Origin of the sequence: Pseudomonas sp. 2995-1 (genome assembly GCF_002742505.1) — a bacterium.
Taxonomy (GTDB): domain Bacteria; phylum Pseudomonadota; class Gammaproteobacteria; order Pseudomonadales; family Pseudomonadaceae; genus Aquipseudomonas; species Aquipseudomonas sivasensis.
Map to the genome: position 1 here is coordinate 285,716 of NZ_LJSA01000377.1, position 26,036 is coordinate 311,751.

26 protein-coding genes and 1 pseudogene are annotated in these 26,036 nt (G+C 59.9%); 12 read left to right on the top strand and 15 right to left on the bottom strand.

Annotated elements, in window-relative coordinates:
* Nucleotides 1-4: 4 nt before the first annotated feature.
* Nucleotides 5-136 (top strand): hypothetical protein, encoded by a 132-nt coding sequence (locus AOA61_RS32290; protein ID WP_256583473.1) that lies wholly within the window; start codon nt 5-7, stop codon nt 134-136.
* Between the two features lie 36 nt (nt 137-172).
* On the opposite strand, the gene AOA61_RS32295 is transcribed toward AOA61_RS32290, so the two are convergent.
* On the bottom strand, nt 173-427 hold the full coding sequence (locus AOA61_RS32295; RefSeq protein WP_032891253.1) for a Pathogenicity locus: 255 nt from the start codon (nt 425-427) through the stop codon (nt 173-175).
* Nucleotides 428-495: 68 nt separating this feature from the next.
* Here AOA61_RS32295 and AOA61_RS32300 point away from each other — a divergent pair.
* Nucleotides 496-702 (top strand): annotated as a pseudogene (locus AOA61_RS32300) (phage tail protein); the annotation flags it as partial.
* Nucleotides 703-786: 84 nt separating this feature from the next.
* Here the strand turns inward: AOA61_RS32300 and AOA61_RS18590 are convergent.
* Entirely contained in the window at nt 787-1,347 is a 561-nt protein-coding gene (locus AOA61_RS18590) for a fasciclin domain-containing protein (protein WP_099602359.1), read from the bottom strand.
* 430 nt (nt 1,348-1,777) lie between these two features.
* Nucleotides 1,778-2,344 carry an isochorismatase family protein gene (locus AOA61_RS18595; RefSeq protein ID WP_099602360.1) on the bottom strand — a complete coding sequence of 189 codons (567 nt, stop codon included), beginning with the start codon at nt 2,342-2,344 and terminating at the stop codon, nt 1,778-1,780.
* Between the two features lie 214 nt (nt 2,345-2,558).
* On the opposite strand from AOA61_RS18595, the gene AOA61_RS18600 reads away from it, so the two are divergent.
* From AOA61_RS18600 to AOA61_RS18615, 4 genes are all read left to right on the top strand, one after another.
* Entirely contained in the window at nt 2,559-3,161 is a 603-nt protein-coding gene (locus tag AOA61_RS18600; protein WP_143499365.1) for a hypothetical protein, read from the top strand.
* A gap of 92 nt (nt 3,162-3,253) precedes the next feature.
* Nucleotides 3,254-3,886, top strand: a complete 633-nt coding sequence (locus AOA61_RS18605; protein ID WP_164444910.1) for a hypothetical protein — start codon at nt 3,254-3,256, stop codon at nt 3,884-3,886.
* Nucleotides 3,887-3,946: 60 nt separating this feature from the next.
* Entirely contained in the window at nt 3,947-4,300 is a 354-nt protein-coding gene (locus AOA61_RS18610; protein ID WP_099602363.1) for a hypothetical protein, read from the top strand.
* Between the two features lie 144 nt (nt 4,301-4,444).
* Nucleotides 4,445-4,642, top strand: a complete 198-nt coding sequence (locus AOA61_RS18615; protein WP_095184895.1) for a hypothetical protein — start codon at nt 4,445-4,447, stop codon at nt 4,640-4,642.
* Between the two features lie 54 nt (nt 4,643-4,696).
* Here the strand turns inward: AOA61_RS18615 and AOA61_RS18620 are convergent, their stop codons facing one another.
* The gene (locus AOA61_RS18620) at nt 4,697-5,935 is read right to left on the bottom strand and encodes an MFS transporter (RefSeq protein WP_099602364.1); all 1,239 of its coding nucleotides are present in this window, start codon (nt 5,933-5,935) and stop codon (nt 4,697-4,699) included.
* Between the two features lie 157 nt (nt 5,936-6,092).
* Between AOA61_RS18620 and AOA61_RS18625 the strand changes: the two genes are divergently transcribed.
* The gene (locus tag AOA61_RS18625) at nt 6,093-6,905 is read left to right on the top strand and encodes a bifunctional 2-polyprenyl-6-hydroxyphenol methylase/3-demethylubiquinol 3-O-methyltransferase UbiG (RefSeq protein WP_032891262.1); all 813 of its coding nucleotides are present in this window, start codon (nt 6,093-6,095) and stop codon (nt 6,903-6,905) included.
* Nucleotides 6,906-7,041: 136 nt separating this feature from the next.
* On the opposite strand, the gene AOA61_RS18630 is transcribed toward AOA61_RS18625, so the two are convergent.
* On the bottom strand, nt 7,042-7,428 hold the full coding sequence (locus AOA61_RS18630; protein ID WP_099602365.1) for a TIGR03067 domain-containing protein: 387 nt from the start codon (nt 7,426-7,428) through the stop codon (nt 7,042-7,044).
* A 240-nt stretch (nt 7,429-7,668) separates the two neighbouring features.
* Here AOA61_RS18630 and lpxO point away from each other — a divergent pair, with 240 nt between their 5' ends.
* Complete coding sequence (gene lpxO, locus AOA61_RS18635; RefSeq protein WP_099602366.1) at nt 7,669-8,568, top strand: lipid A hydroxylase LpxO; 900 nt, start codon at nt 7,669-7,671, stop codon at nt 8,566-8,568.
* Nucleotides 8,569-8,586: 18 nt separating this feature from the next.
* Here lpxO and ligD read toward each other — a convergent pair whose 3' ends face one another.
* Both ligD and AOA61_RS18645 read right to left on the bottom strand, forming a co-directional pair.
* A complete protein-coding gene (gene ligD, locus AOA61_RS18640) occupies nt 8,587-11,049 on the bottom strand; it encodes a DNA ligase D (protein WP_099602367.1) in 2,463 nt (820 codons plus the stop codon).
* 24 nt (nt 11,050-11,073) lie between these two features.
* Nucleotides 11,074-11,901 (bottom strand): Ku protein, encoded by an 828-nt coding sequence (locus AOA61_RS18645; protein WP_099602368.1) that lies wholly within the window; start codon nt 11,899-11,901, stop codon nt 11,074-11,076.
* A gap of 184 nt (nt 11,902-12,085) precedes the next feature.
* Here AOA61_RS18645 and AOA61_RS18650 point away from each other — a divergent pair, with 184 nt between their 5' ends.
* Both AOA61_RS18650 and AOA61_RS18655 read left to right on the top strand, forming a co-directional pair.
* Complete coding sequence (locus tag AOA61_RS18650) at nt 12,086-12,400, top strand: hypothetical protein (protein WP_099602369.1); 315 nt, start codon at nt 12,086-12,088, stop codon at nt 12,398-12,400.
* A gap of 11 nt (nt 12,401-12,411) precedes the next feature.
* Nucleotides 12,412-13,560: a PQQ-dependent sugar dehydrogenase gene (locus AOA61_RS18655; protein ID WP_032891272.1), complete on the top strand. Its 1,149-nt coding sequence runs from the start codon at nt 12,412-12,414 to the stop codon at nt 13,558-13,560.
* Nucleotides 13,561-13,616: 56 nt separating this feature from the next.
* On the opposite strand, the gene AOA61_RS18660 is transcribed toward AOA61_RS18655, so the two are convergent.
* Both AOA61_RS18660 and AOA61_RS18665 read right to left on the bottom strand, forming a co-directional pair.
* Nucleotides 13,617-14,096, bottom strand: a complete 480-nt coding sequence (locus AOA61_RS18660; RefSeq protein ID WP_095184891.1) for a nuclear transport factor 2 family protein — start codon at nt 14,094-14,096, stop codon at nt 13,617-13,619.
* A gap of 41 nt (nt 14,097-14,137) precedes the next feature.
* Nucleotides 14,138-14,701: a TetR/AcrR family transcriptional regulator gene (locus AOA61_RS18665; protein ID WP_095185029.1), complete on the bottom strand. Its 564-nt coding sequence runs from the start codon at nt 14,699-14,701 to the stop codon at nt 14,138-14,140.
* Between the two features lie 123 nt (nt 14,702-14,824).
* Between AOA61_RS18665 and pssA the strand changes: the two genes are divergently transcribed.
* Together pssA and AOA61_RS18675 are read left to right on the top strand one after the other, a co-directional pair.
* Nucleotides 14,825-16,168, top strand: a complete 1,344-nt coding sequence (pssA, locus tag AOA61_RS18670) for a CDP-diacylglycerol--serine O-phosphatidyltransferase (RefSeq protein ID WP_099602370.1) — start codon at nt 14,825-14,827, stop codon at nt 16,166-16,168.
* Between the two features lie 122 nt (nt 16,169-16,290).
* Nucleotides 16,291-19,185 carry a hypothetical protein gene (locus AOA61_RS18675; protein WP_099602371.1) on the top strand — a complete coding sequence of 965 codons (2,895 nt, stop codon included), beginning with the start codon at nt 16,291-16,293 and terminating at the stop codon, nt 19,183-19,185.
* Here AOA61_RS18675 and efeO (AOA61_RS18680) read toward each other — a convergent pair.
* From efeO (AOA61_RS18680) to AOA61_RS18705, 6 genes are all read right to left on the bottom strand, one after another.
* Nucleotides 19,083-19,904: an iron uptake system protein EfeO gene (gene efeO, locus AOA61_RS18680; RefSeq protein ID WP_032891279.1), complete on the bottom strand. Its 822-nt coding sequence runs from the start codon at nt 19,902-19,904 to the stop codon at nt 19,083-19,085. The genes AOA61_RS18675 and efeO (AOA61_RS18680) overlap by 103 nt on opposite strands.
* A gap of 28 nt (nt 19,905-19,932) precedes the next feature.
* Complete coding sequence (gene efeB / locus AOA61_RS18685) at nt 19,933-21,237, bottom strand: iron uptake transporter deferrochelatase/peroxidase subunit (protein ID WP_099602372.1); 1,305 nt, start codon at nt 21,235-21,237, stop codon at nt 19,933-19,935.
* Nucleotides 21,238-21,252: 15 nt separating this feature from the next.
* Nucleotides 21,253-22,455 (bottom strand): iron uptake system protein EfeO, encoded by a 1,203-nt coding sequence (gene efeO / locus AOA61_RS18690; protein ID WP_099602373.1) that lies wholly within the window; start codon nt 22,453-22,455, stop codon nt 21,253-21,255.
* Between the two features lie 10 nt (nt 22,456-22,465).
* Nucleotides 22,466-23,311 carry an iron uptake transporter permease EfeU gene (efeU, locus tag AOA61_RS18695; RefSeq protein ID WP_032891284.1) on the bottom strand — a complete coding sequence of 282 codons (846 nt, stop codon included), beginning with the start codon at nt 23,309-23,311 and terminating at the stop codon, nt 22,466-22,468.
* 115 nt (nt 23,312-23,426) lie between these two features.
* Nucleotides 23,427-24,419, bottom strand: a complete 993-nt coding sequence (locus AOA61_RS18700) for a hypothetical protein (protein WP_122822549.1) — start codon at nt 24,417-24,419, stop codon at nt 23,427-23,429.
* Entirely contained in the window at nt 24,416-26,014 is a 1,599-nt protein-coding gene (locus AOA61_RS18705) for a J domain-containing protein (protein WP_099602375.1), read from the bottom strand. The genes AOA61_RS18700 and AOA61_RS18705 overlap by 4 nt, the downstream gene beginning before the upstream one ends.
* Nucleotides 26,015-26,036 lie beyond the last annotated feature (22 nt).

The window sequence follows — 26,036 nt, forward strand, 5'->3', positions numbered from 1 at the left end:
GCGCATGGACTGTCTGCTGCGCCTGCTCGACAAGGCAATTGCCGATGCTGTGGACGCTGCAAAGGCTTCCGGTCTGCCCCAACGCTTGCTCCATGCCCATGCACAGACCCATCAGATGGTAGGGGATTCTCCATGACCAAAAGCAACCCGACTGGGAGTCAATCGAACGTGCCTACCGGGCCGGGATTTGCTCTGTAGAGCGCTTCGCAAGCTCCACTGCAGCGGTGATGGCCGCTCTGGCTTGAGGGCTATTCTTCCAGCAAGTCGAGCCTAATGCCGCGGATGCTTGAGCCAGGATGTCACTAACATTTGATTTGCGGAGTTCGGCGAGCGATTCGATACCCATTTGCTCAAGCCGAGTAATGACGGTTGGTCCTACGCCTTTGAGCGCGAGCAAAGCGGCTCTTTCCTCCGGTGAAAACGGCATCGTAAATTCCTTTTTGGGCGATGAGTCCGCGCCAGTGTGCCTGACGCTACAGGGTGCCTCAACAGGCCGGTGACCTTTGGACGATCATGCCGAACGGACAGACGCCGCTGCTCAAGCGTTCGTTTGTTCACGGTGCCTGGGACTGCTGGCAGGTTCGTTCACTTAGACGGCCGCAGCTTGGCGACATGATCGTGATGCAGGTCGGGCACACGGTTCACCCTCATCATGCCGGGATTTACCTAGGCTCTCACCCAGCGCCACCCGGCGAAATTTCCATACCTTGAATTCGGATTAACTGAAGTGTCTATGCAGGTTGCCAATACCCGGCAAACTTTGCGTCTGCCGGGCTTAAAGAGCGCTTAAGGCATCAACACTGAGTCCACAACATGGATTACGCCGTTGGACTGCATTACGTCTGCGATGCTGATACCAGCCTTACCGCCTTTGGCATCCACCACCCAAAGCTTGCCGTCATGCAGCTTGATATTCAGCGACTCACCTTGAACTGTTTTCAACACAACGGTGCCGCCGTTCTTTTTGGCTTCGGCCATCAGCTGTGCCGATGTGTGAGTGCCCGGCACGACGTGGTAGGTCAGAATTTTAGTTAAGTCGGCTTTGTGCTCAGGCTTGACCAGAGTATCGACGGTGCCCGCTGGCAGCTTTGCAAAGGCTTCGTTTGTGGGGGCGAACACGGTGAACGGACCTTTGCTATTGAGCGTATCAACCAGGCCGGCAGCTTTGACAGCGGCTACCAGTGTCGTGTGGTCCTTCGAGTTGACCGCGTTCTCAACGATGGTTTTGGTCGGGTACATAGCTGCACCTCCGACCATTACGGGGTCGGCACCAAAGCTGAGCGTTGCAGTTACGGAGAGAATCGCGAAGCAGGCTGTTGCAGCAAGTTTTTTGAAAAAAGCGTGCATGATGTATCTCCTTGGCTCTTATGCCCTCCGGGTGAGGGTATTGAATCTACGAGCCAACGATCAAAGTGGATGCACCCCCTCATAAAATAACTTTTTAAGCGCAGTGCCTGCCTGTTCAAACCTGTCGGTTACTTTCACTGGAATGCCACCCACGCTGGATGCCTGGACAGGGCGGTATGTTAGGGGTTCGACTCTGTTGTGAGGGATCACGCAATGAAGCGCAAGTTGCCATCCCTATTACTGGCAGACGCTGGAATGATCGTCTGCTCCGGTGTTTGGCTTGGAGCAGCGTGGGGGAAAAGATAAAGGTCACTCCAATTGCGATATGCCCTAGGTATTTTCGGTACCCAAAGGACATGCTTACGCCTGTCGAAATAGCTGGCGATTGATGCGTGTCAAATGCTTCTGCGGCACTGGGTACCTTCATAGTTCATAGCGTGAATTGTGCGATCACTTCGTCCGATGACATTACGTCGGCGTATTCATCATTGAGTATTGCCAGGGTCAGTTCATGAACGGTTGTCGCGTCCCAAGACTTTCCATTCGCCCCAACAACGGGCACGGCGGTCGTTGCATCTGACGGTAAGATGATGCTGTATCCGAGCGCTTTCCCCGCACGGACGGTGGCGTCCATGCTGTTGTGAATAACAACGCCCGTCAGCACCAACCGTTTTACTTGCATCTGTGTGAGAGTGGCATCCAATTCGGTGCCAATAAAGGCGCAGTTTTCCTGTTTGATGATGACGGCTTCTCCCTGTATCGGGGCGACCTCTTTCTTGATGCCATTCCAAGGGCCGTCGACGAAGTAGCTGGATGTAGGAGTGCGCTCATCGTGCTTCACATGAATAACTGGCCAGCCGTTTGATCGCCAGTGGCCTAGAAGGCGCTGGATCACTGCCAAGTATTCAGGATTACTTTTTTCATCCCAGTTTGGTCTATCAATCGCATCTTGAACGTCCAGGATAACAAGCGGGATCGAGCCTGGTAGAGCTGTCATTTGAACCTACTCCTTCAAGTGAAAAGCGCGGACTTAGTGTGCTGGACCTGGCCTCCACCAGCAACGCATTACAGGAAAGATGTTCTGAGCGCCCTAGGCTTTACTGCGCGCGCTCAAGAAGCCCCGCGCTCTAGTCATTGTCATGATGCCAATTGGCTCAATTCCGCTTTTGAAAGTCGCCGTGATAGCCTTTCTGGATGATTTGGAGGGATCCATGAGAAAAATTACCGTCGCGCTTTTGCTGATTGTTTTTGGATGTGGAATAGCCGGTTCTGGATGGAGCGCATATCAGGGCCGTGACAATGTGGCTAAAGCGTCATCATTAGTCGCCTCGCACCTACTTGCTTTTGACGCTGAGCCGGCATTAGACCTGTCTAGCTTCTTGGCACGCGGTGAAGATGCCGAGAAGGCGCTAACAGCGGATTTGCTGGAGATGCAATCTGCCGATTGGTCGGGTGCTGAGACGAAAAAAGACGCGGCAATCGAGTTCACATCTCGCGCCATAAGCGTCATACGCACATACACGCGCTTTCGGATGTCCAACTTACAAGTGGGGTTGACTAAGCGACGTCTGTTAGCAGAAGAGGGCGCTTTAGCTCAAGAAACTGACCCGAGTCTCAGAGACCTGGCCTCTCATCGGCTGCAATCCTATAAAGACAAGTATGTGGAAGAACTGCGTGATTTCAACCATTTGACGACTGCCATTGGTATGCACTGCGAGATGCTGTTAATTGCCAATGATGGGATCAAGGTGGTGTTCGGTGAGAGCATGGGGCTTGATGTTCCGACTCAGGAGTTCATGAAACAGCTTCTGTAGCCCTGCCTTCATACCCGTTGAATCAATACGCTCTGCGGGTTAGAGAAGTGGCAGTAGTGGTACCGTCTATACAGCACCCTTGAGCCTGCCTAATGAATCGTCCAAGTCCACCTCACCACGTCGCCGCACCACCCGCCGCACCACGCACTGAAAATCCCGCCGCCCACCCATCTATTTGGCAGGGTGGTCCGGACTTACCGATCATTGGCAGCACGGGTTCGGCCATTTTGGGCTTTTGCGCTGCGGTGATTATGTTATTGCCTGCCTTCGGGCTGGCGATCTTGCTCGTTATCGGGCTCGGTGCGATGCAGGATGTGCCGTCCAGCGATGAGTCGAGTTTTACAACGTCGTCGCTCATCCTGTTCCTGCTCGGCTCTGTCGTGGTTATGGGATTGGTCTTCGCGTGGATTGTCTCTGAGCCTAGGGTGCAGGCCTTTACGTTCGACGAAAACCAGCAACTGCTTACCCTCACTCTCATCCGTCGCGCACGTAAACCCACCCAAGTGCGCGTGCTGTTTAGCGACATTATTTACATCTGCCCCTACGTAGTCGCTTCGTATGACCGCGATGGTCATTTCAGCGTTGTGTATCGGGGGCCGAAGGACAAGGTGTTCGAATACCAATTTGCTGAGGGTACTTCCCTGAACGAGATGGAGTTTCATGCTGCCTGGCTGCGAGGAATAATTGGCGAGCGGATGCACGAACTACTGAATCTGGACAAATGAACGACTCATACGGTCCATAAGTGAGAGGCAGTTTCAGTTGCCCAAATCAGGAGTAAATAAGTGTTCTCAGGAAAAAGCGCAGCGTTGTGGGGGCTTCTATCCGCTGCCACTGCAGTCGAGGCAGCTACAGCAACTCACCCGATACGCGAAGAAAAGGTCGCCGTCAGCTTCATCGCTGCACTTGAGATATGCGACGAGCGAGATCCCGAGCGTGGCTTGACCCTCGAAGGACTGGTCAGTGATCCCACCTTCAGCGAAGAGAGAAAGTCCGAGTTCCGGAGGGTCAACGCTGATCCTTCATACAAAGCGGCAGTCTCGGAAATGAAGTCCTTTCTGCTCCAACCTCCACTTGCGGATGTCCTGCGTGATATTTGTGAAAACCTGAGGAAGACGAGTCCGGACGGCTATCGGTAATCAGTGCGTACGCAGTTGGTAGCTAAAAGGCCCGCACACGATGCCTGTATTTTTCGCCATTCGTCTAATGCTTGGCACTTGCCAGGATCTGCCGCCTCACATCTTTAAGCGCGGATATCCCGAGCGTAAGAACGGAGAGCCAGCATGGACATCAATGAGAACGCCCCCGGCAATCTTTCACAGCAGGCCGTAACACGTGGCACAGACAACGAGACAGGTCACGACCCGAGAAATGATGAGGACAATATCCCTCTACCGCCGGACGATGATGCACCTCTAGAAGAGGACATGTCCGATGTCGATGCTGCCGATTCGGTCGCCAGCGAACATCCCGACAACTGAGTATGTGTAGAGAAAGGAACCCGGCCATGTGCCGGGTTTTCTGTGTCTCTTCTATCATGCAGCAGGCGCATGGGGCGCATAGAGCGGTTTCTCCAACGTCTCCGGCATCGCCACCCACAACAGCACCAACGCAGCGCCTGCCACGCCCGCCAGGGTTAAGAAGGCCGCGTTATAGCCCGCCTGTTGCACCACGAACCCCGCCAGGCTGTTGCTCAGTGCCGCGCCCAAGCCAAACACGGTGGACAGCGCACCCAGGCTGACATTGAAACGCCCGGTACCCTGGGTCAGGTCTTTGACGATCACCGGGAACAGCGCGCCGAAGATCCCTGCACCGATGCCGTCGAGCATTTGCACGGCCACCAGCCAATAGGGATCGCTGGACACGGTGTAGAGCACGCCACGCAGCGGCAGAATCATGAAACCGAATATCAGCAGCGGCTTGCGTCCCCACACGTCAGCCTTGACCCCTACCAGCCAGGCCATCGGTACCATCACCAATTGCGCGGCGACGATACAGGCCGAGGTCAGCGGGGTGGCCATCTGCAGGTTGATCTGGGACAGCTTCTGGCTGACCAACGGCAGCATGGCGGCATTGGCCAAGTGGAACAAGGCGCAGCAAATGGCAAACAGCAGCAGCGGACGGTTGGCCAGTAATACCTTCAGGCCCGACGGTTGTTCATGATCGGTGGCGTGGGCAGGGTCGAAGCCGCGGGCCACTTCATGGTCGATGGCCTTGGCTGACACGCAACTGACCGCGACCACACTGGCCACCGCCATAAACGCCATCAGGTAGAACACCACCACCGGTCCGAACAGGTAGGCCAATCCACCGGCGAGCAGCGCGGCCACGGCGTTGCCGGCGTGATTGAAGGTTTCATTGCGCCCGGTGCGGCGGGTAAATGCTCGCGGGCCGGTGATCCCCAGGGAAATAGCGGAAATCGCCGGGGCGAACACGGACGCGGCGACGGCGCTGGCAGCTTGGGTCAACGCCACCAGGCTGAAGGAGCTGACGAAGGGCAGCACTAGGCAGCTGGCGGTCACCAGGATGGCGGCAAGCGCAACCACGGCGCGTTTGCTGCGCGTGCGGTCGATCAGTGCGCCCGCCGGGCCCTGGGTGAGCAGCGCGGCGATGCCCGCCAGGGTCATGACCACGCCGATGCTGGCCGGGTCCCACTTGTGCACGGCCAGCAGGTAGATGGCCAGGTACGGGCCGAGGCCGTCGCGCACATCCGCCAGAAAGAAGTTCAGGCTGTCCAGGGACAAGGCATTTCGCAGGTCGGAGTGATTGGCCACGATGACGGCTTCGCAGAGGGGGCGTTCAACGGCTGAACACTCATTGCGTTAATGACCTGCGCGGTGAGCGTTAAGTTTCCGCAGTTGCCTGGAGTTTCAATACGCCGGCATGTGGCTTATCTTCGGTGCCCCGCCGTAAGACTTATCTGGAGACGCAATGGACATGCCCTCAGCTCAACAGGCAATTGCCAGCAACAAGGACGCCTGGGACCAATCTGCCGGCCTGCATAAAACCACCGACACCTGGAGCGCATTGCTGACCGGTGTTGGTAACGCCGATTTTTCCTGCCTGGACCCAACCATTACAGGGGTTCTGCAGGACCTGGGTGTCGCCGGCAAGGACGTGGTGCAACTGGGCTGCAACAACGGTCGAGAAAGCCTGTCGCTGTTCGCCCTCGGCGCACGCTCGGTGGTGGGGGTGGACCAGTCCGCCGCATTTCTCCGGCAAGCGCGTGAGCTTGCCGATGTGTCGCCTCATGCTCCTGAATTTATCGAAAGCGATATCCACCAGTTGCCGCAGCGGTTACACGAGCGCTTTGATATCGCCCTGGTCACCATCGGCGTGCTCGGCTGGATGCCGGATGTGGCGTTGTTCATGCGCCATGTCGCCAGCACGCTGAAGCCCGGCGGTTCGCTGGTGATGTACGAAACCCATCCGTTCCTGGAAGTGTTCGACCCCAGGGCGCAGAACCCGCTGCTACCTGCCAGCTCGTACTTTCAGCGTGAACCCTTTGTGCTGCAGGAGTCGATTGTCTATGAAGGTCAGGGTGAGGTAGTCGGACCGACTTCCTATTGGTACGTGCACACGTTGGGCGATGTGGTGAGCGCCGCGATTTGCGCAGACCTGCAGATCAGTCACTTGCAGGAATACGCGCATTCCAATCGTGAAGAACTCTACGATCAGTACGAGCACCAAGCGGCGCAATTGCCGCTGTGCTTTACCTTGACCGCCACTAAAAGGCCTGCCTGATACGGTTTGTCCACGCAAAAAAAAGCCCGCTAAAGAGGCGGGCCAAGGGATTCACTGGAGTAGGTAGGCTTTACCCTATCGCGCCGAAAGTGAAGGCTGTGTGAAAAGCATGTCGCAGGTTCGGACGGCGTATTGATCAAGCGCGCCGCACGAAGCTGCGCATGGTCTGACCGGGGCCGGTGCTGAAGACGGTGGGCCTGGGCATCCCTTCATCGGCCGCGATAAATACAAATTCGTCGCCATCAAGGCGGTAGCTGGCAGGCAACGGCTTGCCGGCGTCATCGCCCATGGAATCGATCCACGTAATGCTTTTTGGTGTAGTGCTGCTGTCCAGGGAGAATCGGCCGGCCAGCAACAGGTCGCCCTGCACGGTTTTCACTTCGAAGCGGTCGCCTGAAATGGTGGTGATGGCACCGGGCGCAGTGTGAGCGTCTACCGGGTTCAGGACACCGTTGTCCTCAAGTGACGTTTGCTCCCAGGCGCCCTGAAGGGCCTGATGATCCGGATCTAAAGTGGGCGACATAACCATTCCTTGTAGTTTTGCAGGTGCGAACCCTGCCTAAGTAGACAGCTTTTCACAATTCTTAGTTAACTTTTCGTTACAGAATATGGCTAAATAACTGCCAATGGCCATGTAACCGCTTGTCATCAAGCCGCTCATGTTGCCTGTCTGTGAATTGTGATTTCAGGTGCTGCTATTCATCCTCGGCCGTCGTGGGCACGCAGGAGCAGCCTGTTCTCTACTGACGTGTGACGAAATCCCTTGAAGCTCATCATTGTTGTTCTCTATGTCGCCTCCATTGCGTATGTACACCTGCGTGGCCGGGTGCGACACAAACTGGGTCGCCAGCTCAGTGACCATTCAACCTTCCTGGCACCCATCAACTGTTTTCTATACCTGTTCTCCAAACTCCCCGGTCGACCGTTTCTCTCGCCCAGCGACTTCCCTGACCTAAGCCCGTTGCAGGAACATTGGGAAGAGATTCGCCAGGAAGGCCAGAACCTCATGAGCGCAGGGGCGATCAAGCGCTCCGACCAGTACAACGACGTGGGCTTCAACTCGTTTTTCAAGTCGGGCTGGAAGCGTTTCTACCTCAAGTGGTACGGCGACAGCCATCCTTCCGCAATGAAGCTGTGCCCGCGCACCACCGAGCTGGTGCAGAGCATCGGCTCGATCAAGGCCGCGATGTTCGCCGAGCTGCCGCCGGGTTCCAAACTGGTACGCCATCGCGACCCCTACGCCGGCTCTTACCGCTATCACTTGGGCCTGGATACCCCGAATGATCCTGGCTGCTACATCAACGTGGACGGTGAGAGCTACTACTGGCGTGACGGTGAACCGGTGATGTTCGACGAGACCTATATTCACTACGCCGAAAACACCACGCAGCAGAACCGCATCATCCTGTTCTGCGATGTCGAGCGACCGATGAAATACCGCTGGGCTGCTGCGTTCAATCGCTGGTTCAGCCGCACAGTGATGGCGGCGGCGGGTTCGCCCAACGACGCTGGCGACAAGACCGGCGGACTGAACCGAGCGTTTACGCGGCTGTACAAGATCCGCCTGCGCGGCAAAGAGCTGAAGAAACGCAATCGCACCCGTTACTACCTGGAAAAATGGGCGATTTTTGCGGCCTTGGCGCTGATCTTCGTGCTCATCTAACACTCGGCCAGGGCGTCCTCACTGCGGTGGCTGGGCGCCCAGTTTGTCCCACATTTTCTTGCTGATCTTCTGCCGATGGGCATAACCCTCCCACGGATCCTCCTTCAGTCCCTGTAAGCGTTGGTGCAGATTGGCCACCGTCCACTGCTGCGCGCCACGCAACCCCTGCAATTCCTTACGACTGACCGGCACCGACACCGGCAGCCCTGGCCGAGCCCGTACCGAGTAGGCGGCCACGGTGCTCGCGCCCCGTGCATTGCGCAGGTAATCGATAAAGATCTTGCCCACACGGTTTTTCGGCCCGGAGGTGGCGGTAAAGCGTTCCGGCAGTTGCTCGGTCATAAACTGGGCAATGGCTTTGGCGAAGGCTTTTACCGGCTCCCAACCGTCCCGTCGTGCCAGCGGCACTACCAAGTGCAGGCCTTTGCCGCCGCTGGTTTTGACGAACGCATCGAGGCCCAGTTCGTCCAGTACCGACAAGGTGAGTTGTGCCGCTTCCAGCATGCTTTTCCAGGGCAGCGCGGGATCCGGGTCGAGGTCGAGCACAAACAGGTCAGGGGTTTCGATCTTGTCTGAGGTGGCGCCCCAGGTATGAAATTCGACGGTGCCCATTTGCACAGCGCCGACAAGTGCCTGGACGCTGTCGATCTCCATCAGCCGCGCGTGGCCTGGGTCCAGCGCGGCGTCCAATTGCTTGATATGGGGAATCGCCAGGCGTTCCGAGTGCTTCTGGAAGAACTGCTCGCCCTCGATGCCTTCCGGAGCCCTGAGCAAGGACACCGGGCGATGCCGCAGAAAGGGCAGGACCCATTCGCTGATACTTTCGTAGAACTGCGCCAATTGCTGCTTTTGCGTGCCGCTTAGTGGATCGATCACTCGCTCAGGGTGGGTGATCTTCAACACGGTCCTGGCTTGCGGGGCTTTCATGGATTCAGCCACCTGCGGCTGTTCGTGCACGATCTGCGCGGCCGGTTTATCGCTGCGCAGGCCCATAAAAGTGGCGTGGCGCACCAAACCGTCACGGGTCCACTGGGCAAACTGTACTTCGCCCACCAGCGTCGGCTCCACCCACTGCACGCCTCGCGCCTGGGCACTGGTCAGGGGTTTGTGCAAAGGCGAGGTTTTGCGCGCCCGCGCTTTGAGCTGCGTGTAGATAGCCTCCAACGACGCTTGATCAAAACCGGTGCCGACGCGACCGGCGTACCTCAGCCCGCTGTCGTCATTCACCGCCAGCAGCAATGCGCCAAAACCGCTGCGCGAACCCTGGGGACGGGTATGTCCGACAATCACAAACTCCTGGCGCAAACGGCATTTGAGCTTGATCCAGTCAGTACTGCGAGCGGACGTGTAGGGGCTGCCCATGCGTTTGCCGATCACGCCTTCCAGGGCCAGGTTGCAGGCGCTCTGTAAAATGTCCTGATGATGGGCGGTGAAGGCTTCAGAAAACCGCAGTAACTTACTTTTGCTTCCAGACAGCGCCGCCTTGAGCATGGCCCGGCGATCCTCTACGGGGGCCTGGCGCTGATCTGCGCCATCCAGAAACGGCGCATCGAACAGGTAATAGACGAGGTCCAGGCTACGGCCGCTGTCAAAGGCATTTTGCAGGGCCTGGAAATCCGGTAAACCTTCAGGGTTGAGGCTGACCACTTCGCCATCCAGCCAACTGTCCTTGAGTTTGAGGGCGTGCAGGGCCTTGACCTGCCGCGGCAGGCGCTCGGTCCAGTCATGGCCGTTACGGGTAAACAGGCGGACTTCGCCGTCGCGAATCCGCGCCAGCATGCGGTAGCCATCAAACTTGATTTCATACTGCCAGTCCCCGTCGGGCGCGCGGTCTACCAGGGTTGCCAGTTGCGGTGTGAATTGCTCGGGCAGTGCAGCGGCTGCTTTCTTGGCTTTCGGCTGGGTCTTGGTGGGGGCGATGGAGGCATCACTGAGCACGCTTTTAGGCTCAGCCTGCACGATGTCGTAGTCGGCGGCAGGGCGCGCCTGTGGGTCTTGCTCTTTGATCAGCAGCCACTGTTCCTTGTCACCGCTGCCTTTCAAGCGAGTGCGCACCAGCGCCCAATCGCCCGAGAGTTTTTCACCTACCAGCGTGAATTTGAGTTTGCCGGCGGCGTAAGCCTTGTGTGGGTCGTCATGGGGTTGCCAGACCCCACGGTCCCAGACAATCACATCACCGGCGCCGTATTGACCGGCCGGGATGCTGCCTTCGAAACTGCCGTAGCCCAGCGGGTGGTCTTCCACGTGAACCGCCAAGCGCTTCTGGCTGGGGTCGAGGCTTGGGCCCTTGGGCACGGCCCAGCTTTTGAGCACGCCATCGAGTTCCAGGCGAAAGTCATAGTGCAGGTTGCGTGCGTCGTGCTTCTGGATCACGAACGACAGTGCCGACGTCTTTCGTTTGCCCGTGGTCGCCTTGCCGGAAGGTTCTGCGGTGATCTCGAAATCGCGCTTGCGATTGTATTCACTCAGCGGCTTTGCCATGGCGTTCTCCCTGTAATGCCAGGCTCAAGAGGCCTTTTTCTTGGCGGTTTTTTTCGCCGCAGGCTTACCCGCCAGGCTGCGCTTGAGCAGTTCGGTCAGGTCGAGCACATCGGCCGACTTGCGCTCTGCGCTGCCTTCCTTGGATTCCACATCTTCAATCTTGCCGGCCTTGGCCTTCTTCGCCACCAGCGCCATGATTTTTTCCTGAAAGCTGTCGCGGTAGGCATCCGGTTGCCAGTCGGCGCTCATGTCCTCCACCAAGCGCTTGGCCATGTCCAGTTCACCTTTGGCCAGGGAGGGTTTGGTTACGTCGCTGCCCAGTTCCAATTCATCCAGGCTGCGCACCTCGGCGGGCCAGCGCAGCATCACCAGCACCAGTGCGGACTCCAGGGGCATCAATGCCGCCAGGTGCTGCTTGGTGTGCAGCACCACATTGGCCAGGGCGACCTTGCGGGTTTTCTTAAGGGTTTCCCGCAGCAGCGCGTAGACCTTGCCGCCGCGTTTGTCCGGCGCCAGGAAGTAGGGCGTGTCGATGTTCTGCAAGGGGATCTGGTCGCTGGCGACAAAGGCGATGATTTCGATGGTCTGAGTGGACTTGGGGTGGGCCGAGCGAATCTCCTCTTCGCTGAGCACCACATAACGTCCCTTCTCAAACGCTACGCCTTTGACGATGTGCTCCTTGGTAACTTCCTTGCCGGTGGTTTTGTTGATGCGCTTGTAGCCCACCGGGTCCATGCTGCGCTTGTCCAACCAGTCGAAATCCACGCCCTGTGCTGACGTGGCGGAGACCAGCGATACAGGGATATGAACCAAACCGAAGCTGATGGCGCCTTTCCAGATGGCCCGTGGCATAAGTGCGATTCCTTGAGAAGAGACTGTGTTCGGGTGACTCGCGGGCGGTTAAAAAAGTTTCCCTGGATGGATGCGCGGACAGATCGTGTTACACCTGATGAGGAAGTATTTAGTTACCAAAGCCGAACCCCAGGCGTAGCGTGGTATCGAAAGCAGGTACTCCTCGTCCCAGAGAGGCTTTGTCATGATCACCCGCGTGCGTCATCTTGCAGTGCTGGCGCTGAGCCTGGCACTTGCAGCCACCGTTCAAGCGCAGAACTTGCCTGGCGGCAACAACACCAACAATGGCCCCATTCACCGGGCCAACCCCAATAGCATGCAGGGCACGCAGCCCAATGCGCCGGCGATTCGCGGTATCCAGACCGTGCCGGCCACGCGCCCGCCGACCCTGGAAAACGGCGGCATCGGCAACCGTTACCCCCAGCGTGAGGCCGCGCCCAGCCGCCCGGCCACCGACACTAAAGCCCCCACGTTTGATGCCAACGGCAATCGCCGGTAAGGACTCGTCTTATGTTTATACGCAAAACCCTGTTAGCCGTTATGTGCGCGACGACCCTGACGACGGTCTACGCCGCCGATTCGCAGCAGTTCCCCAGTGAACAAGGCAGCCTCACTGTCACCTCGATCGTCAAAGGCCTGGACCACCCATGGGCCGTGGCGTTTCTGCCGGACCAGCAAGGTTTCCTGGTTACCGAACGCCCTGGCCACCTGCGCGTTGTCAGCCCGGATGGCAAGCTCTCGGCTCCGCTGAGCGGCGTGCCTGAGGTGTGGGCCAAGGGGCAGGGCGGTTTACTCGATGTGGTGCTGTCGCCCGATTTCAAAGAGGACCGCACGGTCTATTTGTCATACGCCGAAGGCGGCGGCAAAGGCGGCACGGCCGGCACTGTGGTGGGACGTGGACGTTTGGCGGCGGACCTCAGCGGCCTGATCGATTTCAAAGTCATCCTGCGCCAGGAGCCGAAGCTCTCCACCGGCAATCACTTTGGCTCGCGACTGGCCTTCGACCAGGATGGGTACCTGTTCGTGACCCTGGGCGAAAACAACGACCGACCCACTGCCCAGGACCTGGACAAGCTGCAAGGCAAGGTCGTACGGATCTACCCCGACGGCCGCGTGCCGGATGACAACCCCTTCGTCGGTCAGCCGGGCGTACGCCCCGAAATCTGGTCCTACGGCCAACGCAACCCACAGGGACTGGCACTGAACCCCTGGAGCGGCACGATCTGGGAAAACGAGCACGGCCCCCGTGGTGGTGACGAGATCAACATCGTCGAACGTGGCAAAAACTATGGCTGGCCCCTGGCGACGCACGGCATCAACTACTCCCTGACGCCGATTCCGGAGGCCAAAGGCAAGACGGCGGAAGGTACCGTGGCGCCCCATCATGTGTGGGAAAAGTCACCGGGCATCAGCGGCATGGCGTTCTACGACAGTGACCGGTTCAAGGCGTGGCAGCACAACGTGTTCATCGGCGCGCTGGCCAGCCAGGAGCTGATTCGGTTGCAGTTCGAGGGCGACAAGGTCATCCACGAGGAGCGTTTGCTGGGGGGGTTGAAGGCGCGTATTCGCGATGTGCGGCAGGGCCCGGATGGCTTTTTGTATGTGCTGACGGATGAGGATGATGGTGCGTTGTATCGGGTCGGCCTTAATCAGGACTGAGGCGCTCAGCGTAGGGAGGGGGCTTGCCCCCTCACACATTTGAACCGCACCAGGTTTTACAGGCCGAGATCGGACAACCCCGGATGCTCATCCGGGCGTCGGCCCAGCGGCCAATGGAACAGCCGCTCGCTTTCCATGATCGGCCTGTCGTTGATACAGGCAAAACGGTTGGCCATCAGGCCGTTTTCGTCGAACTCCCAATTCTCATTGCCGTAAGAGCGGAACCAGTTGCCGGAGTCGTCATGCCATTCATAGGCATACCGCACGGCAATGCGGTTGTCGGTGAAGGCCCACAATTCCTTGATCAGCCGATAATCCAGCTCCTTGGCCCATTTGCGCGTGAGAAAGCCTTTGGCTTCTTCGCGGCCATGGACGAATTCGGCGCGGTTACGCCACTGGGTGTCCAGGGTGTAAGCCAGGGACACACGTTGTGGGTCGCGGGAGTTCCAACCGTCTTCGGCCAGGCGGACTTTTTCAATCGCTGATTCGCGGGTGAATGGCGGCAGCGGCGGGCGTGTTTCTGGGGTGGATGACATTTCAACGCTCCTGTTTAGGCAAAGTGGCTCGGCCAGTGCATTCAAAGCCCTAATAACGTTCGCGCCATGCATTGCGCGTTATCAGCGGCGGTTGTATCGCCCATGACCAAGGCAACGGTAATGGCGCCATCGATCAGGATCAGCAGGTGTGCTGCCTGCCGTTCGGGGTCGCAGGTGCCATGGGCTTGGCACAGTTCAAGCGCGTACTCGAACAGTTTCTGTTTATGCGCTTTGGCCAGCAGGCGCACCGGGCTGTGCGGATCGCCGGTTTCACCGCTGGTGTTGATGAAGGCACAGCCGCGAAAATCCGCCGAGCCGAACCACGTCCTGAGCGCGTCAAACAGCGCGAGCAGGCGTTCGCCGCTGCCGTCGACTCGTTCCACTTCGCCGCGCAGCCAGTGCATCCAGCGTTCATCGCGGCGTTGCAGGGCCGCGATCACCAACTCGTCTTTATTGGCGAAGTAGCGGTAAATACTCTTGCGCGAGACGCCAGCGGTTTTCACCAGAAAGTCCATGCCGGTGGCGGCGATGCCGTGGCGATAGATCAACTTCTCGGTGACGTCGAGGATAATGTCGCGGGTTTCATTGCCAGTAATGTCGTTCATGTCGTACACAGTAGAACGATCGTTCTTCATGGTCAATGGGCTTTTTCCTACGAGGCAACGAGACCTGAGCAACCCCATGGTGTAAGCTCGGTGCCTCTTCGGATTCGACCCATTGCGAGCCCTATGCCGTCGTTCTTCAAACGCTCCCTGTTGCCCAAACTGCGTGGTTTCCCCCTCACTCCCGACGCGCTCGATGTGCTGTCCGGTGCGGATGCGTACCGCCGCTGCCTGCTGGAAAAAATCTCCCAGGCCACCCGGCGTATCTACATCGTGGCGCTGTACTTGCAGCAGGACGAGGCAGGGCAGGAGATCTACGACGCCTTGCACGCCGCCAAGGCTGCACGGCCGGAGCTGGACATCGTGGTGGTGGTCGACTGGTTGCGCGCCCAACGCGGGTTGATTGGTGCGGGCAAACAGCCCGGCAACAGCGCCTGGTACCAGGCCATGACACAGAGCCATGCCAGCGAAGTGCCGGTGTACGGCGTTCCGGTACAAACTCGCGAGCTGTTTGGCGTGTTGCACCTCAAGGGCTTTGTGATCGATGACAGCGTGCTGTACAGCGGCGCCAGCCTGAACAACGTGTACCTGCACAAGTTCGACAAATACCGGTTTGACCGTTATCACCTGATCCACAGCAAGCCTCTGGCCGATTCGATGCAGCACCTGGTGGAACACGGCCTGGTAGCGTCCAAAGCGGTGCACCGCCTCGACCTGCCCAACCCGCCCACCACCCGCAGCCTGCGCAACGACATCGGCGACCTGCGCAGCCGCCTCAAGCACGCGACCTACGACACCACGGCCGGTCAGTTGCCCAATGGCCACCTGTCAGTCAGCCCGTTGCTCGGCGTCGGCAAGAACAACCCGCTGAGCCGGGTGATCCTGGAGCTGATCGCCAGCGCCCAGCAGCAACTGACCATTTGCACGCCGTACTTCAACCTGCCATTGGCGGTCACGCGCGAGATCAACCGTGCCCTGGCGCGTGGCGTGAAGATCGACATCATCGTCGGTGACAAGACCGCCAACGACTTCTACATCCCACCCAGCGAGCCTTTCAAGGTCATCGCGGCACTGCCATACCTGTACGAAATCAGCCTGCGTCGCTTTGCCAAGCGCCACCAGCCGATTATCGACAGCGGCCAATTGAACCTGCACCTATGGCGCGATGGCGACAACACCTACCACCTCAAAGGCATGTGGATCGACCAGCGTTACACCTTGCTCACCGGCAACAACCTAAACCCTCGGGCGTTCCGTCTCGACTTGGAAAACGCCTTGTTGATCGACGATCCCCAGGGGCAATGGTTGGAACCACGGCGGACCGAGCTTGAGCAGATTTTCCAGCACACCACCCGCATCGACGGGTACGCGCAGTTGCAGACACTGGTGGATTACCCCCCGGCGGTCGGCAAGTTTCTGCGTCGGGTGAGCCGCGTGCGGATCGAGCGACTGCTTTACCGGATCCTGTAATCCGCCGCAACGCAACGCGTAAGGCGGCAAGACTCGGCTTACATTCAGCGCGTTTAAGCTTTCCTTAGATTGCCTCTCCAGACGAAGCCGTATTCCACGGCCTAGCGCAGAGAGGATTGAATATGTTGACGCCACTGTCGAGCACCGGCTCGCCCCTTCAATATGCTGTGCAGGCTCCCGTAGTCGGAGAGGACAGTGCCAAGCCCACGGTCCAGCAGTCGCGCCTATGGGCCGCCCCGGCAAACGTCGCCAACCTTGCCCAGGCGCCGCGCCTGAGTCCCGAGCTGGTGGAACGGGACGCGCTGGCCGAGCGCCTTGAAGCCGGGCTTGAAGACCTGCCGGACGGCGCACGCACCGACTGGTCCGCCGAGGCCTGGGACGTTCCACTCACATCGTCACTGCTCGCGCGCAGCCAAGCGGCGATGGAGCGTTTGCAGGCATTTGTGTCTCGCCCGCAAATGCTCGCCCTGCTGCAGCGCGAACGGTTCGATTGGGACGGTAAGCCCTTTCGAGTATCTGAAGGCCGCCTTGAACGCTTGAGCCCGGTGGGCGGCTGGGTGAATCTGACCCATTACGTCAACGACGTAGACACGTTGCGTGATGAGCTTGCAGCGTTGATCCCACTGACCGAACCACTGGGGAATGCCGTGTACTCGACGCCACGGGTTGACGCTCGCCAGCTCCTCGAATTGAAGGGGCTGGGGTCGCCACGCACCGTGGCCGAGACACGCAATGTCATCCGCTGGTTACGTCTGTCGCTGCCGCCGGCGCCCGCAGTGGGTGACTACACCGGGCCATATTCCCCCGACACATTGAGCGAGGCTGATAAGACCACACTGACTAAAGTCGCGCGGATCAACCTGGACGACGTCAAACCTGGCCACATCGGTGGTTATTCGATCTATCAGCCGGCGAATATGGGCCGTTCGTTCAGCGAGGTGCGGCGCGATATCGAGCAGCACCTGCAGCAACATAAAAAGCTGACGCCCGACCTGGCGGCGCTGGTCACCCCGGTATACCTGGCGCAAGCGGCGCCGGAAATGCTGGTCAAGGAAGTGCCGGACACGTTGCGTATCGGCACTCTGGCCTGGATGGAGCTACGCCTGGGCTGCACGCTGGCCGATCATGCTGCGCCGGGCACGTCACGGATGATGAGTGAACACCAGGTCCGTGCACTGACGACCCTGGTGCCCACCAGTGAGGCGCAAGCAGAATTGATGCAACTCAATGCGCTGAAAATCCTCGCCGACTGGGGCGTGTTGAACGGCGCCGTCAGGTTGCGCAGTGACGGCGAGTATTCGCAACACGACCTTCAGGAGGCGTCGCGGGCACTGTTCAAACAGCAAGAAGAGACGGCCGAGGCCTTCGCCAGCGCCAGCGTGGAACTGCCGACGCGCAAGGCGCTGGCCATCCGGGAGTTGCTGCGAGTATTCCCCGACAGCACGGCGTCTGAGCTTGAGCGCATGAGCCTGGAACTGGCCAACGGCAAAGATCGCCGCAACGCACCGGTCACCGAACCGCGCAGCCGTTCGCTGTTGGAAACCTACATGACCGGCGACCTCACACCGGGAAAGTGGGTGCTCAGCAAGCATTTGCTAGCACCGCCGACGTCTGCGCAAACGCCCTATCAGCCAGACCGCGCGCCGCAGGTGGCGGAGGGCGCCCTGGAGTTACTGGATCGACGCGTTCGTCATCTGCCCGAGCTTGAACCGTTACTCAAAAGCACCGTCAACCGTCACCTCAAACAGCTCCAGGGCGCCTATGCCACGAAGCTCAAGTTGATGTTTGCCCAGTTACCCCTTGCCGAGCGCACGTTGATCGAGCTGGGCAAGGTCGAATTGTTCACCCTGCGTGGCGAAACTGGCGTCGTTCAGGTCGAGGAGACCCAGGCCCGCAAAGATGCGCAGCGCGGTCGCCACGCAACCCTGATGCGTGTGGAGCATGACCAGACGGTGGCCTATTACGAGGTCTTCGCCAGCGGCGAGCTGATCAAGCGTACAGACCTGCCCGACGCCATCGAGCTACACGGCGTGATTCGCAAGCAGCGCATCAGCGCGCCGCATGGTTCGGTGTATGTGCCGATAGTCCGTGGCACACAGATGCCCTTCGATCTTGCTGCCTACACGACCGGCTCTGCGCCACGGCCGGAGGCGATTGCGTCGTCGGTTATCGTTGAACCGCTGGGAGGAGCGATTGCGCCAGGCGAGTTGCCTGCCAACCACACGCTGCAAAGCTTCGTGCCCAACACTTATGGCTCTCGCAAGATCGCGGCCATTGCCGGCAGAATCGCTCAGGACAATTTCTATGAGCCCGCCGAGGCTCTCTTGCAGCGCGCGCGTGATCCGTTACCACTTGAAAAACGCCGGGAAGCCCGGGCCCGCGAGCACGAGTTTCTATTGGGGTTTGTGCCATTCCTCGGTGCGTACCAGGCGTTCAAGCGCGGCGATATCGCCCAGGGCCTGGGCAATTTGACCGTGGATATGATCGGCGTGGCCATCGGCGCCGGCGGTCAGGCGAGTGGCCTGCTGCGTTCGGCCAAGGCCTTGCTGCCCAACCCGGTGCAGCGACTTGCCACGCGGTTCAGACCCGCGGCCGCTACGGCGAATACGGCTAAAGTCGCGGCCAGTTTCAGCGAGCGTGCGTTTGACTTCATCAAACACTCCGGCCTGTTTGCCAATGCCGCGTTAAACCCGCTGGATGGTTATCCGCAGATGATCCATGCCGCGACGAAGGGCCTGGTAAAACTGCCGGTGCTGCTGGCGGGGGGGGCGACGAAATGGGGCAAGACGGCGCCGCATCTGCTCACGGCTGAAGAAAAATTGCGTACGTACATGATGGTTGCGGGGGGCCAGGCGAGCAGCGCCGAGCCGGTGATGCCCCGCGCCGGAGCGCGGGACATGGCGTCAGGTCTTGATCAGTTCAAGCCCAGCTTGCCGCGTAGCGTCGACAGATCTTCAGCCAGCGTGTTCACCGGGCCTACCAACGCCTTGCGGTCGTTGTCCTTGACCTTATCGTAGGTCTCGAAACCGCCGTCCTTGGTCTTGTACTTGGCCAGGACCTTGTCCACGGTGGCGAAGTTCTTGTCGACCTTGGCCAGGAAGGCCTTGTCCTGTTTGTCGATCTGGCCACGGAACAGGTCGACGATTTTCTTCGCACCGTCGATGTTGCCCTGGAAGTCATACAGGTCGGTGTGGCTGTAGCGGTCCTCTTCGCCAGAGATCTTGGTTGCAGCGACCTCTTCCAGAAGGGCTGCGGCGCCGCCCACGACTTTTTCCGGCGGGAAGGTCAGGCCGTCGACCCGGGTCTTGAGGTCGTTGACGTCGGTGTTGAGCTTGGCCGTCAACGTTTCCAGGCCCTTGGTTGAGTTCTGCGAGAACAGCGCGTATTCGATGCGGTGGAAGCCGGTGAAGTCTTCGGCAGTCACGCCTTTTTCGTGGTCGTCGACACGGGAGTCGATGGACGCATCCAGATCGCTGAACAACTCGGCGATCGGCTCGATGGACTCATAATGCACGCGGGTCGGCGCGTAGAGCTTCTTGGCGGTAGCCAGGTCGCCCTGGTTGATGGCGTCGGTGAACGCCTTGGTTTGGGTGACCAATTCACCGATTTCTTCGGTGACGTAGATCTTGTAGTCCGACACCGGCCCTACCAGATCCAGCGGCGCCGTGGTGGCGGCGAAGGCGGCCAGGGGTGAGAGGGTCACTAACAACGACAATGCGAGGGTCGACTTCTTCATAGGGCGGTTTCCGCTGTGGGGGTTGGTTTCAGGTGTTGGCAGTGGTTTGAGGGTGCGTGGCGGCAAGCAGCGTGCGACCGATGAAATCCTTGGGCCCGGTGACTCCCGGCAAGGTGAAGAAATACCCGCCGCCGACGGGCTTGAGGTATTCCTCCAGGGGCTCGCCGTTGAGTCGGGTCTGCACGCTGATAAAGCCTTTCTCCAGGTCAGCCTGGTAGCAGATGAACAACAGCCCCATGTCCAGCTGACCGTTTTTATTGACGCCGTTGGAGTAGTTGAACGGCCGACGCAGGATCAGGTTGGCCTGCGTCTGCGGGGTACGCGGGTTGGCCAGGCGGATATGGGCATCGAGCTTGGTCAGCTTGCCTTCCGGGTCCTTGCTGTAGTCGGGCACCTGGGATTCTTTCTGGCCATCCATGGGCGCACCGGTGGTTTTGACGCGGCCAATGATGCTTTCTTGCTCTTGCAGGGGCGTGCGATCCCAGCGCTCGACGAAGTTGCGGATGATGCGCACCGCCTGGTAACTGCCATTGGCGGCCCAGGCCGGTTCGTCGCTGCCGGGTTGGACCCACACAATCTGGTCCATCGCCTTGTTGTCGTTGGAATTCGGGTTGGCCGAACCATCACGGAAACCCAGGAAGTTACGCGCGCTCTGCGCCGGCTCGCCGGGTTTGGCCGGCGCCTGCGGCGGCACGCTGCCTTCTTGTTTCCAGCGCACCAGCAACAGGTCGGGCAGGTTCTTCACGATGTCGCGCAGGGCGTGGATATTGGTGTCCGGCGTGTTAGAGCTGAATTGCAGGCTCAGGTCGCCATGACACTGCGCCGGCTCCAGCGCATCGTTGGGAAAACCGACCATGCGGCTCAGACGCTTCGGTTTGGCGGCGCCCAGGCCGAAGCGTTCATCAAACAGCGATTCGCCGACAGACACGGTGATGGTCAGGTTGTCCGGTGTGACCACCGGGCCAAGGATCCCGGAATCGGTGGGCGGCAGCTTCGGGTCGACCTGGGGCACGGTGCCGCCGGTCATCAGAAAGCTGATGCGTTCGTTCAAGGTGCGGAACAGGCGCTCCAGGTCTTCACGGTCGCTGGCCAATACGTCGAACGCCACCAGCATGCCGCAGGCCGGGCGCGGGGTGACGATACCGCTTTGGTGCTTGCCGAAAAAATCGTGGTGGTCCTGGGTCTTGTCACTGCGCGGTGCGGTAGTGACTTGCTCGGCGGCGGCCGCCATGGCCGGGCAGGTCAGGGTGCTGCCGGCGATGGCCGCGCCGGTGGCGGCCATGCCCAAGAGGACACGGCGACGTTGGGCTGAAAACTGTTCTGAGTCACTCATAAAATTCGGTCGTCTTCACTGCAGGCCGGAAAGGCCAAGGGCGGGGTCGATTCCATCGAGTGCATCGGCCAGAGCCTTGGCCTTGTCGGCGATCTGCTTGCGCTGATCGGCGGTCACGCTGTCGTACGTGCTGTAACTGTCATTGACCTTGAACCCCGCGAGCTCGGCATCGAACGCGGCGAGGGCGTTGTCGATGTCAGGCAACAGGTCGGCAGCGGACTTGGTCAACAGTGGACGCATCAACTCGACCACTTTGTGCGCCACTTGCAGATTGGCGGCGAAACCGTTCAGGTCTAGGTGGCTGTAGCGCTCTTCCTCACCGCTGATGGCGCGCACATCGGCCAGACTGTTGAGGTTGCGCACCACGATACTCACCAGTTGCTCCGGTGGCAGCGATTGAGCCAGCAGTTGCTGCTTAAGCGTGGTGACATCGGTCACCAAGCGCTGCGCCACCGGGGCCAGGCCGTCGAGGCTGCGTTGCTGGAACAGGCTGTATTCGAGGCGATGGAAGCCGCTGAAGGCCGGGTCCTGTTCGCGTTTCTCGAAGTAATCGGCGCGGGCGTTGATCGCGTTGTCCAGCTCTGCCAGGCGTTGTGACGCCGGCGCCAGTCGTTGGTAAGCCTCACGGGCCGGCGCATACAAGGCCTGGGCCTGCGCCAGGTCACCGGCGTCGATTGCTTGTTGCAAGGCGGTCGCAGCCTTGACCAGCGCGCTGCCCTGGCCGCTCAAGTACACGCGGAATTCCGACAGCGGGCCGATAAACGCCACCATCGACGGCTTGGCCTTGGCCTGGGCATCGGAGGCTGCCGTTGGCGTCACATGCAGGGTGCCACGGGGATTGCTCAATAGGCCGCAGGTGATCGCATAGTCGCCCGGCAGCAGGTTGGCGTTGATCACCTGGCTCAGGCCAGGGGCGATGTTTTCCCGCTCTTCGACCACCAGCACGCCGTCGAGGATTTCCCATTCCACCGCGCGGTCGGAGCGGTTGATGATACGAAAGCTCGCGCGCCCGGCAGGAACCGTCAACGTGTTGGGCTCGCAGGCGTGGCCATGAATCGTTACAGCGATCTCATTGCTGTTGGTCTGGCGCTTGGCGGCGGCCAATTGCGATGCGTAATAGAACAGGCCACCGGCGGCGATCATCACGACCACCGAGCCGGCCACCGCCCAGCGCAGGGCGCGGGGTGGCGAGGCGGGTTGAGGCGTTGGGTTGGACAAGAGACGGTCCTTACTGGCTGGAAACGGAAGAGGGCATGTTGGCGGGTTTGGCCGGTGCGGCAGGCAGAAAGAACATCACCAGCGCGACCACCAGGTAGATCAGGTAGGCACCCAGGGTGCTGACGGTCGGCGCTTCCTGGTAGCCGAACATGCCGGCGAGCACCGAACCCAGAGGGCTGTCCATCGGCAATGCGGCGCTGAAGTCGAACAGCACCGTTTGCAGGTGGTTCCACACGCCTGCTTCGTGCAGGGCCTGCACCGAATTGGCCAGAATGCCGGCGGCGACCACCAGGATGAACAGGCCGGTCCAGCGGAAAAACGCGCCGAGGTTGAGGCGCATGCTGCCGGTGTAGATCAGGAAACCCACGATGATCGCCAGGACCAGGCCGAGCAAGGCGCCAATCGGCGCGCCCGGGCCTTCGCTTTGCTGGAACACCGCCAGCAGGAAAAACACGGTTTCCAGGCCTTCCCGGGCCACGGCGAAGAACACCATGAGGATCAGGGCCGTGACCTGGTGTTTGGAACCGGTCAGAGCCTGATCAAGGGAGGCATGCAGGGAATGTTTGATGGAGCGCGCGACCTTGCGCATCCAGAACACCATGGAGCTGAGAATACCCACGGCGACCAAGCCGACGATGCCTTCGAACAGTTCCTGTTGTTTTTGCGGGAATTCGGCGCTGACCAGCTCCAGGCCACCGCCCACCAACAAAGCCAACGCGGCGGCGAGGAACACCCCGATCCACACCGCCGGCATCCATTGGCCGCGGCCAGTCTGTTGCAGGTAACTGGCGATGATGCCAACGATCAATGCTGCTTCAATGCCTTCGCGCAGCATGATGAGAAAGGGGACAAGCATTCGGCACCAGAGCGTAACTAGATAGGAGCCTAAGTTGTAACATAATGATACTCATTGCTAAACAGGAAATATTGACGTTTGCTGAACAGTGGCTGAACGACCAAGAGAAGGCCGCTCAGTAGTCCTGTCCGACGGCCTGGTTATAGGCGTCCACCAGCAAGTCAAAGCGCCGTTGTGTTTCAAAGTAATCAGCGTTTAGCCGGTCTGGATCGGGGGTTTCGCTGGAATGCTGGGCAAGTGCTTGGAGCGCGCCAAGGTAGTCGTAACCGGGTTGTTTAATCCGCTGCCACAACTGTTGGGCCTTGGCTTCGGAGGTCGGTAGGTTGGGGCGCAGGTACCGCTGGGCGTAATCCCAGGTCTGCTGTATGTCGCTCAATGCGTCCGCCAATTGCTTGGGGGATCGTGGGTCAAGGCTGTGCATCGTGTCGCGGGTCTGCAGGATCAGGCCGGCGATAAGCGCCATCTGGTGTTCGTCACGTACCTGCAAGTGCTGCAGTTGTTGCAGGCGTATCCGGCGGTCGGCTACGTCCACGGCGGCGCGCAGTTCGGACGAGACCGTGAGGAATTTTTCCGCCACAGGGAAGAACTGCGCATCGCTGATCGCCCGCTGCGCAGGGGTGAGGCCAGGGACGGTTGCGCTGGGGTAGAAGTCGAACGTTTTCACCGATGAATAGACCTGCAGCAGGTGGTCCATATAGTCGTTGCGAAGCGCGGCGATCTGCGGCAAGTATTTTTGCAGTGCGCTTCTTTGCGAGGACGTCAGCAGGCACAGGTCCGGGCGTTTGGCGTCGTAGTCCAGCAGGCTCAATTGCGGGCCTTGTGTGCGCTGATACAGCTCGGGGAAACGCTCGATGAACGCCAGATTCGGGTCGTTGGCGCGGGGGCTGCGGCTGCGGTAGTTGAAGTACGCCACTCGCCAATTGCTGTCGACTCGGTTGAGGCAGTCGATCACCGGACGCAGCGCCTGGGCTTGCTGGTGCTCAAGCGCTGCCGGGCGGTTGGCCCAGGTTTTCAGCGGGGCGAGCATATCGGTATTCGTCAGCAGGCCCACGGTGCTCAGCGCCAGGGGCACGAAGGTGCAGAGGGCAGCAAAGGTGATGCGGTTCATGGTGTACACCCCGGCGCGCCAGCTTTGAGTCCGCTGCAACGGCTCATCAAGAACGGCTGCAAGCCCTCATCACGGTGGATACGTTGATTGTTTTCGTACATCTGCGCGGCGCTCAGCAGCAGGGCGCCGAGGCCCAGGCCGATGGCCCATTGGCGCGTCGACGGTCGCGCCGGCCAGCGCCACCTCAGTGCTGCACGTAATCCCGGCCGGCCAAGCACGCGCTGCGCCAGGCCCAGGCCCTGCAACGTCAACACATAGCCCGCCAACGCGTAGTTGCCGAGGATCATCCAGATCAACAGGCCAAGCACCCAGCACAGCAGAATCTCGCGGATCACCAACGGTGGCGGCCGGCGAAAGCTCAGCCAGGGCGACAGGTGCACGGCAAGCCGCTCATCGATTTCACCAAAACCGTCGGTGGCCGGACGCCAGATCGCGAGGATGAGCAGCGCCGGTATGGCGATCAGGAAGGCCCAGGTAGGGGCCATGCCGAGGGATTCCATCAAGGTGTGGTCGGTCATTTGCTGGTCGTGGATCGCCCAGCCGACGGCCATGCCCAGCAACGCCACAAACATCGGCCAGGGGCGGCTGATGCGTTCCCAGTCGCGCCAGAAGTAGGGATCCTCACCGGGCATGTGTGCGCACAGGGCCGGGTACTGGTTGAGCAGGGTTTCGCTGAGGGTGCGGCAGGCGTTCCAGTCGGACTCGCCGAAGCGTCGGGCAAAGCGTTGGCGTTGTTCCAGCGTCATGTCGCCGAACAGCAACCTGGCCGCGCGCGCCTTGGGGTCACGGCTGTCCAGGCTGGCCTGGTGGTAGACCTGTGCACTGAAACGCTCCAGTAGATTGCGTTCCTTTAACGCCGACCACTCAGGCTCGGGGCAGTGGTTTTCCAGGTACTGATCGGACCAGGCCTGCTCGGTGCACAGGGTTTCGAACAGCGGCTCGGACCAGAAGGTGCTGGCCAGCAGCGTGCGCGCGAGTACGTCATTGAGCCGCGCATGGCGCGCCAGGGGCTTGAGCCATTCGGTGTTATGCAACTCGATCAAGGCCGCCGTGAAGGCCTCGACCTGTTGTTGATTGAGTAATTCGGTGAGCGTGTGCTCGACGTCGGTAAACATCTGCTCCAACAAGGCAGCCAGACGATAGTCGGGCAGTCGCACGGGTGTTTCCCGTTGCCAGGGCGTGAGCCAGTGCAGATGAGTGACGGCCCAGGCCGCAATCGCGGGTTCCGTGCCATTCAGGCAGCGTTGCAGCAGCAGGGCCTCAAAAGCCTCGGCGCATCCAATGTGCTGGGCTTGCTCATAGAGACGCGCAAGATTGGCCGGTGTGGCGTCGTCCACCAAGGCTTGCGCCTGGTCCAAGCGCGTGTCGGGCTCGGTCGTAGCGGGCTGCACTGTGTCGACCGGGAGCGCTTGCGGCACTTCGACGGGCGCTTCATAACGGCTCCATTGCAGCGCGTGCTCATAGGCCTCGCGCAGGCGCTGGAAGCCGACAGGGTCTTCATCCGGGCGATGCTGTTTGAGCAACACCGCGTATTGGCGCTTGATACTGCGAGCATCGGCGTCGGACGGCAGCCCAAGTACTTCCCAGCAACTCATCGATTCCACTCCCTGTCGGTAA